Genomic DNA, 12,918 nt, shown 5'->3' with positions numbered 1-12,918 from the left:
GGCCCCAGATCCAGCGGGCAACCGTCCACCACGACGGCCACCTTCCCCAACAAGCGGAATTCCGCCACTACGCCCCCTTCCCCCGGCAGCGTGCATACCAGCCCTGACCTGCTCCACGCAGGAAAACACAGGCTCTTCACACGATCGGCGGCCCACAGTTGCGCGTTCGATTGCGACGGTGCGAAGTGACTGCGGATCTCCGCCAATTCCGATCGCATCTCTTGGCCGAATCGTGATCGATGTCGGTGCAGACACTGGCCGCGCAGATTCGCCCACCTGGCAGAGTTGCCGTTCGCTCATGTGGATCGTGCGTGTGGCGCGTCGTCGGGCCGAGCGGTCAACGACCTTTCGGCGGTACCGCAGCCCCGGGTCAGCGAGTTCCATAAAACCGTTCGACCAGATCGACAACTTCTCACTGTCGGGAGGAATAATGACCACCTCGACACTTCGACGTATCGGCACGACGGTGGCGATGACCGCTGTCCTCGCAGCGTTGGTCGTAATGGGCAGATCGGCCGCCGAGGCACGTCCGGTCGACTCGCCGGCCATCGCCGACCAGGGGCCCGGCATCAGCAGCGTGCACAGGTCATGGGCGTGCGATGTGCCATCCGGCCACACTTGGTCGGCCGTGCGGATCAACACCCGGTGCGCATGGCGCTACGAGTACTACCTGCTCGACGGGGTGAACTACGACCTCACCGGCACGTACGCCTGCCAGATCCCGTCCGGCTATACGTACACGGCCTCACGTCTGGGCAACAACTGTTCCACCTCGGGTTCCAGCTACGAATACCGACTCACCAAAGTCTGACCTCATTCATCTCCACCACAGGGCGGGCGGCGCCGAGTATGTAATACATGTCACCAACGCGAGCCCGGCATTCTGGAAATGATCTTCGCGGACCTGTTCCCGTCAAGGGCTCACGCCGTTCCGTAAGCGGCACCCGCCACCGAGTGAACGCCCACCTCCGGCCATTTCGCCGAGAAAACGTCACTGGACCCGATCGCCTGCACCTGCGTCTCCTCGGATTTCGCATCCGATCCCCGGGCCATCCGGGTCATCCGTGCGCCGCACGTGTGCGACGGGAGGGTCGATCAGGAGACGCCAACCGGGTCGAGGGCGGGGTGCACGGTCCGGTGGTGCAGGCGGCGCACGTCGACAAGGTCGAGCAGCGCTTCCACCAGTTACCGGCGGCGCCGTCGGGCGGCAGTGAGGTCGCGGTGAAGGCCGCCGCAGGCATCCTGTCACCCTGACTACCGCCGCCGGGGTGTCGGCACCGTGCTCGCGGAAGCCGGGGTGGCGGCGGCGAAGGTAGTGCACGCGCTGCATCACCCGACACTGAAGCTCGTGGTCGACGTCCACAAGTGCGAGCACATCGCCGGCGTGGCCGAACTCGTCCGCTCCCAGGGCTTCGCGCCGGTCCGCTACTACCAGCGCATGGAGCACCCGCTCGGCGACGCGATCCCCGACGCGGCGATCCCCGACGGGCTGCGGGTCGAGCCGTGGTCGAAGCAGAACGACGAGGATTTCCGGTTGATCCGGAACGAGTCGTTCAAGGACCACTGGGGTTCGGCGCCGATGCCCGTGGACTCCTGGCAGAACAAGATCACCAACCAGACGTTCAGGCCCGAGGTCAGCTTCCTGCTCCGGGATGTGGCGAACGGGGCTCCGGCGGGCATGCTGGTGACCATGTACTGGGAGGCCGACACGGTGGCCACCGGCGTCCGCGACGCGCACTTCATGCTCATCGGAACGCTCCGGGACTACCGGAAGCGGGGCGTCGCCGGCGCGCTGATCGCGCACGCGCTGCGGGCCGCCGCCGACCAGGACTACGACCGCGCCAGCTTGAGCGTGGACTCGGCGAACCCCTTCGGGGCGTTCGGGATCTTCGACAAGGCCGGCTTCACGCCGAAGATGCGGTACGTGCGCTGGGCGCTCGAGGTCTGACGCGCACACGCTGAAGGGCGACGACCGCTGAGGAACCGAGCAGCCGCCATGCTGATGTTCGACGTGATCGCGATCCTGAAAGGACGGACGCTGCTGGGCATCTGCGGACTGTTCGTGCCGCTGCCGGCGCTGTTCGCCACGTGCCGCGTCGCCCGCCCGGGATCACCGTGGGCCCGCCGCTGGTACCGACCGGGCTCACGGCGGCCGGCCAAGGCGCGGCGGAGGTTCCCACCGGGCCGCCGCAACCGGTGGGAACCACTGGTCGACGTGGCGGCGCCGGCGGACCTGGACGTGCGGGCGCTGGTCCTCGACGCCGACCAGTGGGCCCGGCTCCGCGCCGTGTGCCGTGTGCCGTGTGCCGTGTGCCGGAGCGTCTGGCAGCCGCCCGGCGGGCGGGGCACGCGCGGCTCGCCGGGCTGGTCGACTGGTCGGGGTGGCTGTCGTCCGCCGGGTAGTCGGTTGGTCGCGCGTCCTGGTGTCGAACCAGGCGCCCCGGAGATATGAGCTCCAGGTGGCCGCCGGGCCACGCGCGTTGTCACCGCACCCATGCCGGGTGCGGAACGAGATTGGGGTGACCGACCGGACTCGCACCGGCTTGGACCAGAATCACAATCTGGCGCCTCGTCTTCTTCGGCCTCGGTCACAGTCGTCCCACCAGGAGTCGAACCTGGGACCTTCCGCTTGTCGTGCGGACGCTCCACCGCTGAGCTACGGGACGTTGTCGGCGCCTGTCAACGGCGACGACCGGGTGCGCGTGCCAGGACTCGAACCTGGGCCCTCCCCGATGTGACCGGGGTGCTCTCGCCACTGAGCCACACGCGCGGGCACCACCGGCCCCTCGGTGCGGTGGTGGTGGTGGAAGACGAGGGTGTGTCCTCGACGTCCGCTCCCCTACCAGGACTCGAACCTGGTCCTCCCGATTAACAGTCGGGCGTGCAACCTGTTGCACCTCAGGGGAATGGTGTACGTGCCCTCGGCAGGACTCGAACCTGCATCTCCGCCGTCGCAGGGCGGTGTCGTGTTCCGTTGGACCACGAGGGCTCGCGGTGGGCTGCCGGGGACTCGAACCCCGAACCCGCCGGGTAAAAGCCGGCTGCTCTGGCGCGATTGAGCTAGCAGCCCCGTGCGGCAAGGTGGTACTCGCCGCGGGTTGGTTGGTAGGTCGCCGGGGGCTCGAACCCCGTACCCGTCGCTTAAGAGGCGACTGCTCTACCCGTTGAGCTAGCGACCTGCGGAGGATGCAGGATTCGAACCCGCGCGACGCTCGTCACGCCGACCACCGTTTTCGAGACGGCTGCCTTACCCGACTCGGCCAATCCTCCTTGCACGGCAACGGTTCCGGCCGCTGCCGTGGTGGTCGAGGCGCCAGGTGTCGAACCTGGGTCGGACACTTCATCGGAGTGCCGCACGGACCGCCGTTCACCTCGTCGTGCGAGCCTCTCCCGGGACTCGAACCCGGTCCTCCCGCTTACGAGGCGGGTGCTCTTGACCTGTTGAGCTGAAGAGGCCTGTCGCCCGCGCTGAACTGCGGGCGCGATGGCGGGTCGTGCCAGTGCCCAAGCACCGGCCGCGTAGCGCGTACGGGAGTCGAACCCGCGTCACCGGAGTGAGAGTCCGGTATCCGTTCCACTGGACCAACGCGCTGCGGGGAAGCGTCCTGTCCGACGTTCCCGCGAGACCAGAGCGACGTGGTGTCGTTTCCGGCCTGGTCGGATGCCCGCGAGTCGAACGCGGTGCGTCCTGATCCCAAATCAGGTGGGGTCGCCGTACCCCTCGCATCCGGCGCCCACCGACGCCACCGCCGATGGGTCGCGCTCACGACGGGACTCGAACCCGCGAATCGCCGCATCGACAATGCGGTGCCCTAGCCACTGGGCCACGTGAGCATCCCGAGACCGGTGTCCTCGGGTGGACACCGGCCGGCACCCCTGCCAGGACTCGAACCTGGGACCTCGACGTTCGTAGCGTCGCGCTCTGTTCCACCTGAGCTACAGGGGCAAGGTGCGTAGCCGATCCGGGAATCGAACCCGGTCCTCCGCAGTGAAAGTGCGGCGACCTAGCTGGCAGTCCCATCGGCCTCGACGAACCCCGACCAGGGGGTTCGCCCGAGCGGTCGGCGGGCATCGAACCCGCTTCTTCGGTTTGGAAGACCGACGTGTCCGCCGAGTTCACCACGACCGCACAACCCTCCCCACCGCTCTGCGACGGGAAGGTCACGTGCCCCAGGAGGGCACCAAATTTTGCAGTGGGGCGGGCTCCACAGCCCGTCTCCACCGCGTCTGCTCCGATGTGGAATTGTCAACGAACACGCCGACCCCATCCGAAATGGGCGGCATTCGGCCGTGATGGAAAAACCGATTTCAGGGTGTGCGAAATAGAGAAGCCGCCCGGATCGGTTCCCCGATGGGCGGCTCCCTGTCGACATGACCAGACCTAGGTCATGGAGGGGGAGTCCGCGCAGCTCGGCATCGTTTCGTGCCCGAACGGGACGGGCTCGCGCCGGTCGACTGACGGGCACACGACGATGATCGCGGTATTGTGGGACAAGCGCCGCGAACCTCGCTTCCACATGCTCGTCATGACTTCGACCCCTCGTCTCGTGATGTGCTACAAGCATGCACCGCCGACATGAGTTGTCGCAACGCCTTTTTATCGCCCATTTCCCGCACTGTCGATCTGCACGGGCCGGCGGTTTGCGGCTCGGAAGCCGGGAACCCGGCACCTGCGATCACACAGCCGGTCGGTCGCCGAGTTCCGGGACTCCCTAGCGTGTGTCCCCATGTTCACTCGGGATGAGCGGGAGCGGTTGCGGGCCGGGCTGGTGTCGGCGGCGGAGGCCGACCCTCGGATCACCGGCGCCGCAGTGGTGGGGTCCGCCGCGGTCGACCGCGAGGACCGGTGGTCGGACGTCGACCTCGCGCTGTGCCTGGACGCGGACGCCGACGTGGACGAGGTGGTGCGGGACTGGAGCGATCGCATGTACCGCGACCACGACGTCGTGCACCACCTCGACGTCCGGCGCGGTGCCACGCTCTTCCGGGTGTTCCTGCTGCACAACACCCTCCAGGTCGACCTCTCGTTCTGGGCTCCCGCGGAGTTCGGCGCGACCGGCCCGGCGTTCCGGCTGCTGTTCGGCACGGCCGCCGACGTGCCGAAGGCCGGGCCGCCCGAGGCGCTCGACCTCGTCGGGATGGGCTGGCTCTACGCCTTGCACGCGAGGTCCGCCATCGCGCGCGGCCGGGTGTGGCAGGCGGAGTACATGGTGAGCGGCGTGCGGGACCAGGTGATCGCCCTCGCGTGTCTGCGGCACGGTGTGTCGGCGGTGCAGGGGCGGGGCGTGGACGACCTGCCGGCCGAGGTGACCGCGCCGCTGGGCACGACCCTCGTCCGCGCGACGGACCCGGCGGAGCTGGTCCGCGCCTTCGGGGCGACCGTCGAAGCGTTCCTGGCCGAGGTCGACTTGGTGGACGCCGAACTGGCCTCCCGCGTCGCCGCGACGGTGCGGGAGCTGGTCAGCACCAGCGCGACCGGCTCGAAGGCGGTCGAACCCACCTGATCCGGCCGGCGGTCCTGACGGCCGAGGCACAGGCAGCGTTAGACGTCCCACGAGCGGAAGCGCGCGATCGACCGTCGACGTCACCGCACGGTGACACGAACCGCAGGCGTGTAGTGCAGACGACCGTGGGCGGCGACCCTGACCAGCGCCCACCAATGGGAACCAGGACGAGCCGTGCCCGCGGCCGTGGCCACGACCGGCACCGTGATCTCGCCGTCGGGCGGAACCGTGAACGCCTGTGTCCTCGGGCCGATGGTCACCTCGTCACCCCATGTCCCGTAAGGGCTGATCAGGGTGACCTCGCCGCGAACCTCGCTCTGCGCCCGATTCGCCAACGACACGGCCAACGAGCTCCGGCCGCCGGGGACGAGTTCGAGCACGTCACCCTCTAGTCGCACGTCCACCAAGTCCACATCGGACGGAGGACCGACGACGACCTCGGTCGTGTCCTCCAGAACCTGGCCGAGGTGATCCCGGACTCGTGCGGCGAGCAGGTGACGACCCGCCGTCTCCGGAGCAACAATCGGCACCGTGAACTCGGCGAACTCACCGGCCACGAGGTCGTAGGACAACGGCTCCCGGTCAGCGAACTCGACGAGCCCCGAAGCCGGGAAACCGGTGCAACTGACGGTGATCCGAACCTGACCGGTGGCACCGGGGTCGAGCCGGAGGCGGGAAGGGTTGACGTGCACGCTGAGCGGCAGGTTGCCGATCGGCGCGGGACCCGCGTTGTGCCGCCAGTAACGTGTGTAAACCGGTTGCACCGGCTCGGTGGACCGGGCCAGTTCGACTCCGGTGCGAGGTCGCGCAAGAGCGGGCACGAGGTTGAGCGTGGCGACGTCGGCAGCCGTCAAGTCCACACTGGCCTGTCCGGACTCGACGGTCAACGGCAAGAGGGTGCGTTCCTCCAACAGGTCCGCCCGATGAGCCGCCACCAATCCCCCGTACAGGGAAACCACCGCGGTCACCGGCGTTCCGGTGGTCTCGTACAACCGGACGGTGATGTCCGAGCCGGTGTCCGCCGGAACGCAGGACGCGAGGGGGTTACCGGCGGCCTTGGCGGCGGTGAGCAGCACGTCAGGAGGTGATACCGACATCAGACCGAGTTCGCGCGGCAGAGGTCCGGGACCGGAGCTGACCTGGCGGGTCCGGACCGGGTGGTTGACGTCCTGCCCGGACCGGGCGAACCCGGCCCGCCGCCAGTCCCCGTTCCCGGCGACCAGGCTCAGCTCGAACGTGTGCGACCAGTGCTGCCAGGCGAAACTGGACCCGTCCGGCGCGGTACGGCGTTCACCGTCGATCCACACACCCGACGGCCAGCCGCTGCACGACCGCATCAGGGACACGTGCAGTGTGCCGTCCGGCGCCACGACGAACCCAGGTGTGCCCCGGTTGACCACGGCCACCGAGTAGTCCACCAGGGGTTCCGACGTGCCCGCCAGCCCGGCCGGCACGTCCACTTCGACGCACCCGTCGCCCAAGTCGGAGATCAGGTCGTCGGCATCGGTGACGATCAGCACCGGCAGATCGCGCGGCCCGCGGAGATCCGCGTCCGGCACCCACTGTTCGAGTCGCGTGCGCGAAGCGGGCACGAACACCCGACCGTTGGCGGCCAACGCCTCCCGGTAACCGGCGCCGGCACTGTCCAGCACCTCGGCGGCGAACTGGTCGTCACCCAGGACGATGCGCACATCGGGCAGGTTCGAATCGGCGTCGAGAGCGCCGTACCTCGGTCCCCGCGGACCCGTGCACGTGGCGGTGACCCCCTTGGCAGCCAGCGCCGCCATCACAGCACGCCCGTCCTCCGCCGTGACCAGCTCGGCCACGCCGATGGCGTGCTGCTCAACCTGGCCGTCGGAGTGCCGCAACCGCAACCGGACCATGCTCGACAAGCCGGCCCACGTGTGCGCCGGGCTGTCCAGCGTCCACAGGTGTTCGGCGGCGTCGACGTCCGGGAAGCCGAACGACCGGCCCACGGCGGCGAAACCGACCTCGGCCACGGGCAGCGCGCCGGGGACGTCGAACGCGAACCTCGCGCGCAGCAGCCGGTCCTGGCCGACGGAACCGTCCACGAAAGCGCGGACGTCCACTCTGGGCAACCCGTGCCACAGCGTGGTGTGTTGGGTGATCCGCAGGCCACCGAGCGCCGTTCGGCTGACGATGCGTTCACCGACCGGACTGGTCTCGACGTGCACTTGGGCCGAGTCGACGCCCTGACCGGGCCCGGTGGGCAGCAGGTGCCACGGGCCTTCACCCCACACCGGGTGCCCGGGGTGTTCGTCCTGCACCACCAGTTCGCCTGCCAGGCCGCCGGGCCGCACCAGCTCACGCCCGGCCCGCCGGTCGTGCACGCTGGTCAACGCCCCACCCCGAGCGGGATCGGCCTCGACCGTGAACGACTCGTTCGAGATCGCCGGACGGCCGGGTCGCACGGTCCACGAGGGCGGGATCGTGTCGGCGTCCACCACGCGGTACACCCGGTAACCGGTCGCGGGTACCTGACGGGCCAGGAAGCTCAGCGTGAGCGAAGCCAAGGTGCCGTCCGGATGCCGGACCACGGCCTCGGTCACGGCCGGGACCGGCAGTCCGTCCGGGTCTTCGACGCGGGCACCACGGCGACCCGGAACGGGGTGGCGAACGGTCACCGAAGTGACCGCGTCCCGCACGAACGCCAGGGTGTTGACGGCGATCACGGCCTCGCCGACACCCGTCGTGTCGACGTGTTGGGCCAGGTGGTCCACCGCACCGTCCAGTACCTCGCGGCCCAGCTCGTCCGCTTCCCGCCACCCGTTGACCAGGTCCAGGTACACCTGGTCGGACTCGGTGCCGGTGATCGCGTCGTGATGAGCGCCGTAGACCAGTTGGCGCCACGCCTTGTCCAGCGCCTCCGCCGGGTAGCGCGCGCCCAGCAACGCGGCCAGCACGGACATCCGCTCACCGTCCAGCACGGACACCTCGGCGGCGCGCTGGGCCTGCTTGGTATCGATGTAGGAGACGTCCTTGCCGGTGTAGACGGGGTTCATGTCCCTGGTCTGCGGGCTGAACACCACCGAGCGGTCGGCGGCGTCCGCGCGCACCGCGGCGAAGAAGTCGCGGGGCAGGCCGACCACGAACCGCGGCCACACGTAACGCGCGTTCCACTCCCGGTGGATCTCGGTGCAGAACCGGGACGGGACGTTGTGGTCGTGCCCCACCGGCAGCATCACGTTCCGCGTGGCCGCGACCCGGCGCAACGAGCTGAACTGCCGGTAGGCCTCGGCCATCGCCTCGTCCAGCGTGGCCTTCCGCTCGATGTCCCAGCCCGCCACGTAGTGGTCGGCCATGTAGGCGGTGAGCACCCCGCGTCCGCTCGGCGAGATCCACTCGAACTCCGACGGGAACTGCATCCGGGTGATGTCCCCGGTGTGCCGCTTCGCTCCGACGTGGTGCCACGGCCCACGTGCCCACGCGCTGGAATCGAGGCCGGCGTCGGCCATCAGGCCGGGATACGACGGGTCGTGCCCGAACACGTCGAGCATCCAGGCGGTGCGCGGCTCGGCGCCCAGCACGTCCCGCTGGTAGCCGATGCCGTAGACGGCGTTGCGGATGGTCGACTCGGGGTGGGTGAGGTTGGTGTTGGCCTCGTTGTAGTTGCCGCCCACGATCTCGACCTGCCCGTCCCGGAGGAACCGGCGCAGGTCGTGCCGGTCCTCCGGGAAGGCGTCCCAGTGGGGTTTGAGGTAGTCCACCTCGGCGAGCACGAACCGGTAGTCCGGATCACGTCGTGCGGCGTCCAGGTGGGCGCGCACCAGGTCGAACGCGGAGAGCTGGAACGGCATCCGCTTCTCCTGCGCGCCGGGCAGGTCCAACCACGTCTCGGTGAAACCGGCCTGGGTGTTCCACCACACGGGGTCGTAGTGGAAGTGCGAGATCATCCACATGGTCCAGCCCGTCTCCGCGACGGTGACCGCCGTGTCGTGACTCGCCGCCGCGCCACCGGCGACCGGCTCGACGAGCACGGTCGCCGGGTACGAGACGCCTTCGCTGGTCGGCGCGGCGAACGTCACGCCGACCTCGACGACGACGTCGTCCGCACCGGCCGCCACGGCGGCGGGCTCGGGCGTGCGCACCATCGGGCCGACGACGCGGACCCGTGCCGGTCCCGACCTCGGCCCGGCGATACCCACCCGGACCAGTTGGCGGGGTGCCGAGGTCGACCCGACGAACAGGTCGGTGTCCTGGACGCTGGTGATCCGCATGTGCTACTTGGCGCCGGCCAGCGCGGCCTCGGCGTCGCGGAAGAACTGGCTCACGCCGTCCGCGATGGACATCCTGCCGAACGCGATCTGCTTGGCCGTGGCGTCCAGCGCGGTCTTCACGTCGTTGTAGCCCGGCGGGGCGGTGGGTGCGCTGGGCAGGCCGTCCTTGGCGACCTCCTGGGCCACGTACTGGCCGTGGGTGACGTCCTTCTTGTCCCACCCGCTCAGCGACGGGAGCAGGATGTCCAACGCCTTGTCCGACGGCGGGATACCGCGCGTCATGCCCATGGTCTTGATGGCATCGGTGTCGCTGACGAAGAAGTCGATCAGCTTGGCCGCCGCGTCGGGGTTCTTGCTCTTGACCGGGATGCACAGCAGCACGCCACCGCTGGGCGCCTGGCCGGTCTTGCCGTTGCTGCCGCGCGGGACGATCACGGCGTCCAGGGTGTGCTGGGTCAACGGCTGCATCTGCGCCAACCCCCACCCGGTGGTCATCGCGATCTGCCCGGCGATCAGCGGGTGGTTGCCGGTCGCGGAGTCCGTGCTGGACAGCATCTCCGGCGGGCAGATCGCGCCGGACGCCCGCAGCCCGGCCCAGAAGGTGAACCACTCCGTAAGGTCGGCCGCGGTGAAGCCGAGCTTGCCGTCGGTGGTGTACAGGTCCTTGCCTCGCTGGCGCAGCCACGGCTGCAGTGCCCCGGAGTCGTCCTTGGAGGCGTCCAGCGCGCCGTACTTGCCCTCCCCCAGCGCCTTGGACATCTCGCCCGCGATCGCACCGAAGTCGTCCCACGTCCAGTTGTCCGTCGGCGGAGCGATCTTGGCCTGTTCGAAGAGGGTCTTGTCGAAGAGGATCGGGGCGAAACCCGAGCCCGACGGCACGCCGTAGGGCACGCCGTTCACCGTGCCGGCCGTGCGCACCGCGGAGTACAGCGTGTCCAGGTGGATGGTGTCCGGGACGTAGCCGGACAAATCGGTCAGCACGCCCTTGGCCGCGTAGGTGCTCACCAGGGCGGTGTCCATCTGGAAGATGTCCGGCGGGTTGCCGCCCGCGAACTCGGTGTTCAGCTTGTTGAAGTAGCCGTCGTAGCCGGAGTACTGGGTCTCCACCGCGACGCCGGTCTTCTCGGTGAACACCTTGAGCGCTTCCTGGTACGCCTTGTTGCGGGCCTCACCGCCCCACCAGCGGAACACCAGCGAGTTGCCGGACGAGCCGGCGTTGTCGGGTGGGGCGAAGCCGCAGCCCGCGAGGGCGGTCGCGGCGAGTCCACCGGCCGTCAGGCCGAGGAACCCCCTCCTGGACAGGTTTTCGGACATGTGCCGCTCCCCTTCTCTGGCGGTGGAAGGACTACTTGAGACCGGTGGTCGCCATGCCTTCGACGAGGCGCTTCTGCGAGATCAGGAACACGGCGACCGTGGGCACCAGGGTGACCACCGACATCGCCAGCATCCCGCCGTAGCTGGACCCGCTCGCCCTGTCCACGAACGAGTTCAGGCCCAGCGGCGCCGTGTAGCGGGTGTTGTCCGACAGGTACACCAGCTGGCGCAGGAAGTCGTTGAACGTCCAGATGAACGTCAGGATCGTGGTGGTGATCAGCGCGGGCTTCATCAGCGGCAGGATCACGCTGACGAACACCCGCACGTGACCGGCGCCGTCCAGTGCCGCGGCCTCGTCCAGCTCCCTCGGGATGCCGCGGATGAACTGGACCATCAGGAAGATGAAGAAGGCGTCGTAGGCCAACAGGTGCGGCACCACCAGCGGCAGGAACGTGTTGATCCAGTTCAGCTCGTAGAAGATGGAGTACTGCGGGATCAGGGTGGCCTGGAACGGCAGCATCATCGTGCCCAGCATCAGGGCGAACCACGTCCGGCGGAACGCGAAGTCCAGCCGGGCGAACGCGTACGCCGCCAGCGAGCAGGACACCAGGTTGCCGACCACCACGCAGGCCGAGATGGTCAGCGAGTTGGACAGGTAGACGGTGAACGAGGTGCCGGTCGCGGTCCAGCCGTTGACGTAGTTGGCGATGGTGAAGCCGAACGGGAGCGGGTTGACCGTGGTGAAGATCTGGTTCTCCGGCTTGAACGACGCGCCGACCAGCCACACGATCGGGTAGATCATCACCACCAGGATGACGAGCAGCAGGGTGTGCGCGCGCCAGTGGTACTTCACGCGCCTGCGGGGCTTGGCGGTCGTGGTCATCGCGAATCCCCTCTCAATCCGTGTAGTTGACCCAGCGGCGGGCGGACCAGAAGTACAGCGCGGTGAACGCTCCGATCACCGCGAACAGCACCCAGGCCATCGCCGACGCGTAGCCCATCTGCATGCTGCCGAAGCCCCTGAAGTACAGGTAGAGCGTGTACAGCAGGGTCGAGTCGATCGGACCGCCCAGGCCGCCCGAGACCACGTAGGCCGGCGTGAACGTCTGGAACGCGTTGATCGTCTCCAACACGAGGTTGAAGAAGACCATCGGGGACAGCAGCGGCAGGGTGATGGAGAAGAACACCCGGAACCGGCCCGCGCCGTCCAGTTCGGCGGCCTCGTACAGGTCCTGCGGCAGCTGCTTGAGCCCGGCCAGGAAGATCAGCATCGGGGTGCCGAACTGCCAGGCGGACAGCAGCACCAGCGTCCACAGCGCGTACCGGGGATCGCCGATCCAGTCCGCGCCCCGGATGCCGAACAGGGCGAGGAAGTCGTTGAGCAGTCCGTCGCGGGAGAAGATCTGCCGCCACATCACCGATACCGCGACGCTCGCGCCGAGCAGCGACGGCAGGTAGAACGTCGCGCGGTAGAACCCCAGCGCCTTCAGGCCGCGGTTGAGCGCCACGGCGACCAGCAGCGCCGCGGCCAGCTTCAGCGGCACCGACGTCACCACGTACAGCAAGGTGACCTTGATCGACTGCAGGTAGCGCTCGTCGGACAGCAGCCGGGCGTAGTTGTCCAACCCGGTCCACTGCGGATCGGTCAGCAGGTTGAACTTGGTCAGCGACAGGTACAGCGAGTACAGCATCGGGATCAGGGTGAGACCGAAGATGCCGATCAGCCACGGGGCCAGGAAGGCGTAGCCCGCTCTGTTGTGCTTGTGCCGCTTCCGCTTGCGCGCGGGTGCCGGGGCGCCGGGCGCGGTGGCAGGCGGTTCGAGCACGGCGACGCCGGCGTTCTCCGACATTGGGCTTCACTC

Annotated in this window: 10 protein-coding genes and 13 tRNA genes; 5 read left to right on the top strand and 18 right to left on the bottom strand. The window is 68.7% G+C overall.

Going from position 1 to position 12,918, the window contains the following annotated elements:
• The coding region (locus tag FM051_RS51945) for a hypothetical protein (protein WP_238412546.1) at positions 1 to 206 on the bottom strand (206 nt) is incomplete at its 3' end.
• Between the two features lie 92 nt (positions 207 to 298).
• Here FM051_RS51945 and FM051_RS21655 point away from each other — a divergent pair.
• The 4 genes from FM051_RS21655 to FM051_RS21645 all read left to right on the top strand — a co-directional run bounded on the left by FM051_RS21655 (position 299) and on the right by FM051_RS21645 (position 2,452).
• Entirely contained in the window at positions 299 to 811 is a 513-nt protein-coding gene (locus FM051_RS21655; protein WP_158846130.1) for a hypothetical protein, read from the top strand.
• A gap of 266 nt (positions 812 to 1,077) precedes the next feature.
• Entirely contained in the window at positions 1,078 to 1,254 is a 177-nt protein-coding gene (locus tag FM051_RS51940) for a hypothetical protein (RefSeq protein ID WP_238412545.1), read from the top strand.
• Positions 1,255 to 1,279: 25 nt separating this feature from the next.
• Positions 1,280 to 1,948, top strand: a complete 669-nt coding sequence (locus FM051_RS51935; protein ID WP_238412544.1) for a GNAT family N-acetyltransferase — start codon at positions 1,280 to 1,282, stop codon at positions 1,946 to 1,948.
• A gap of 48 nt (positions 1,949 to 1,996) precedes the next feature.
• Positions 1,997 to 2,452 (top strand): hypothetical protein, encoded by a 456-nt coding sequence (locus FM051_RS21645; RefSeq protein WP_158846128.1) that lies wholly within the window; start codon positions 1,997 to 1,999, stop codon positions 2,450 to 2,452.
• A gap of 142 nt (positions 2,453 to 2,594) precedes the next feature.
• Here the strand turns inward: FM051_RS21645 and FM051_RS21640 are convergent.
• The 13 genes from FM051_RS21640 to FM051_RS21580 form a co-directional block, all read right to left on the bottom strand.
• Positions 2,595 to 2,666 (bottom strand) — tRNA-Val (locus tag FM051_RS21640).
• Positions 2,667 to 2,697: 31 nt separating this feature from the next.
• A tRNA-Val gene (locus tag FM051_RS21635) sits at positions 2,698 to 2,770 on the bottom strand.
• A 64-nt stretch (positions 2,771 to 2,834) separates the two neighbouring features.
• Positions 2,835 to 2,906: transfer RNA gene (locus tag FM051_RS21630), tRNA-Asn, on the bottom strand.
• A gap of 10 nt (positions 2,907 to 2,916) precedes the next feature.
• Positions 2,917 to 2,989 (bottom strand) — tRNA-Arg (locus FM051_RS21625).
• A gap of 6 nt (positions 2,990 to 2,995) precedes the next feature.
• A tRNA-Lys gene (locus FM051_RS21620) sits at positions 2,996 to 3,070 on the bottom strand.
• A gap of 33 nt (positions 3,071 to 3,103) precedes the next feature.
• Positions 3,104 to 3,179, bottom strand: a tRNA-Lys gene (locus FM051_RS21615).
• 1 nt (position 3,180) lies between these two features.
• Positions 3,181 to 3,270: transfer RNA gene (locus FM051_RS21610), tRNA-Ser, on the bottom strand.
• Between the two features lie 112 nt (positions 3,271 to 3,382).
• A tRNA-Thr gene (locus FM051_RS21605) sits at positions 3,383 to 3,456 on the bottom strand.
• Between the two features lie 64 nt (positions 3,457 to 3,520).
• Positions 3,521 to 3,592, bottom strand: a tRNA-Glu gene (locus tag FM051_RS21600).
• A gap of 168 nt (positions 3,593 to 3,760) precedes the next feature.
• Positions 3,761 to 3,834: transfer RNA gene (locus FM051_RS21595), tRNA-Asp, on the bottom strand.
• 37 nt (positions 3,835 to 3,871) lie between these two features.
• Positions 3,872 to 3,946 (bottom strand) — tRNA-Arg (locus tag FM051_RS21590).
• 8 nt (positions 3,947 to 3,954) lie between these two features.
• Positions 3,955 to 4,026: transfer RNA gene (locus FM051_RS21585), tRNA-Glu, on the bottom strand.
• A 30-nt stretch (positions 4,027 to 4,056) separates the two neighbouring features.
• Positions 4,057 to 4,129 (bottom strand) — tRNA-Gly (locus tag FM051_RS21580).
• Between the two features lie 598 nt (positions 4,130 to 4,727).
• On the opposite strand from FM051_RS21580, the gene FM051_RS21575 reads away from it, so the two are divergent.
• Positions 4,728 to 5,504 (top strand): nucleotidyltransferase domain-containing protein, encoded by a 777-nt coding sequence (locus FM051_RS21575; protein WP_158846126.1) that lies wholly within the window; start codon positions 4,728 to 4,730, stop codon positions 5,502 to 5,504.
• An 80-nt stretch (positions 5,505 to 5,584) separates the two neighbouring features.
• Here FM051_RS21575 and FM051_RS21570 read toward each other — a convergent pair whose 3' ends face one another.
• The 4 genes from FM051_RS21570 to FM051_RS21555 are packed head-to-tail and all read right to left on the bottom strand — an operon-like array spanning position 5,585 to position 12,906.
• Positions 5,585 to 9,742 (bottom strand): glycoside hydrolase family 38 N-terminal domain-containing protein, encoded by a 4,158-nt coding sequence (locus tag FM051_RS21570; RefSeq protein WP_158846124.1) that lies wholly within the window; start codon positions 9,740 to 9,742, stop codon positions 5,585 to 5,587.
• Between the two features lie 3 nt (positions 9,743 to 9,745).
• The gene (locus tag FM051_RS21565) at positions 9,746 to 11,056 is read right to left on the bottom strand and encodes an ABC transporter substrate-binding protein (RefSeq protein ID WP_158846122.1); all 1,311 of its coding nucleotides are present in this window, start codon (positions 11,054 to 11,056) and stop codon (positions 9,746 to 9,748) included.
• A gap of 31 nt (positions 11,057 to 11,087) precedes the next feature.
• A complete protein-coding gene (locus FM051_RS21560) occupies positions 11,088 to 11,939 on the bottom strand; it encodes a carbohydrate ABC transporter permease (RefSeq protein WP_158846120.1) in 852 nt (283 codons plus the stop codon).
• Positions 11,940 to 11,952: 13 nt separating this feature from the next.
• Positions 11,953 to 12,906, bottom strand: coding sequence for a carbohydrate ABC transporter permease (locus tag FM051_RS21555; protein WP_158846118.1), 954 nt, complete (start codon positions 12,904 to 12,906; stop codon positions 11,953 to 11,955).
• Positions 12,907 to 12,918: the final 12 nt, after the last annotated feature.

The sequence above is a fragment of the Saccharothrix deserti genome (genome assembly GCF_009769385.1).
In the GTDB taxonomy this organism is placed as follows: Bacteria; Actinomycetota; Actinomycetes; order Mycobacteriales; family Pseudonocardiaceae; genus Actinosynnema; species Actinosynnema deserti.
This window is presented reverse-complemented; position numbering and strand designations above follow the sequence as displayed.

What these genes read in the sequence shown, in the direction of transcription:
- FM051_RS21655 (WP_158846130.1), top strand. Translation starts at nt 299, where the DNA reads ATGTGGATCGTGCGTGTGGCGCGTCGTCGGGCCGAGCGGTCAACGACC.
- FM051_RS21645 (WP_158846128.1), top strand. Translation starts at nt 1,997, where the DNA reads ATGCTGATGTTCGACGTGATCGCGATCCTGAAAGGACGGACGCTGCTG.
- FM051_RS21575 (WP_158846126.1), top strand. Translation starts at nt 4,728, where the DNA reads ATGTTCACTCGGGATGAGCGGGAGCGGTTGCGGGCCGGGCTGGTGTCG.
- FM051_RS21570 (WP_158846124.1), bottom strand. Translation starts at nt 9,742, where the DNA reads ATGCGGATCACCAGCGTCCAGGACACCGACCTGTTCGTCGGGTCGACC.
- FM051_RS21565 (WP_158846122.1), bottom strand. Translation starts at nt 11,056, where the DNA reads ATGTCCGAAAACCTGTCCAGGAGGGGGTTCCTCGGCCTGACGGCCGGT.
- FM051_RS21560 (WP_158846120.1), bottom strand. Translation starts at nt 11,939, where the DNA reads ATGACCACGACCGCCAAGCCCCGCAGGCGCGTGAAGTACCACTGGCGC.
- FM051_RS21555 (WP_158846118.1), bottom strand. Translation starts at nt 12,906, where the DNA reads ATGTCGGAGAACGCCGGCGTCGCCGTGCTCGAACCGCCTGCCACCGCG.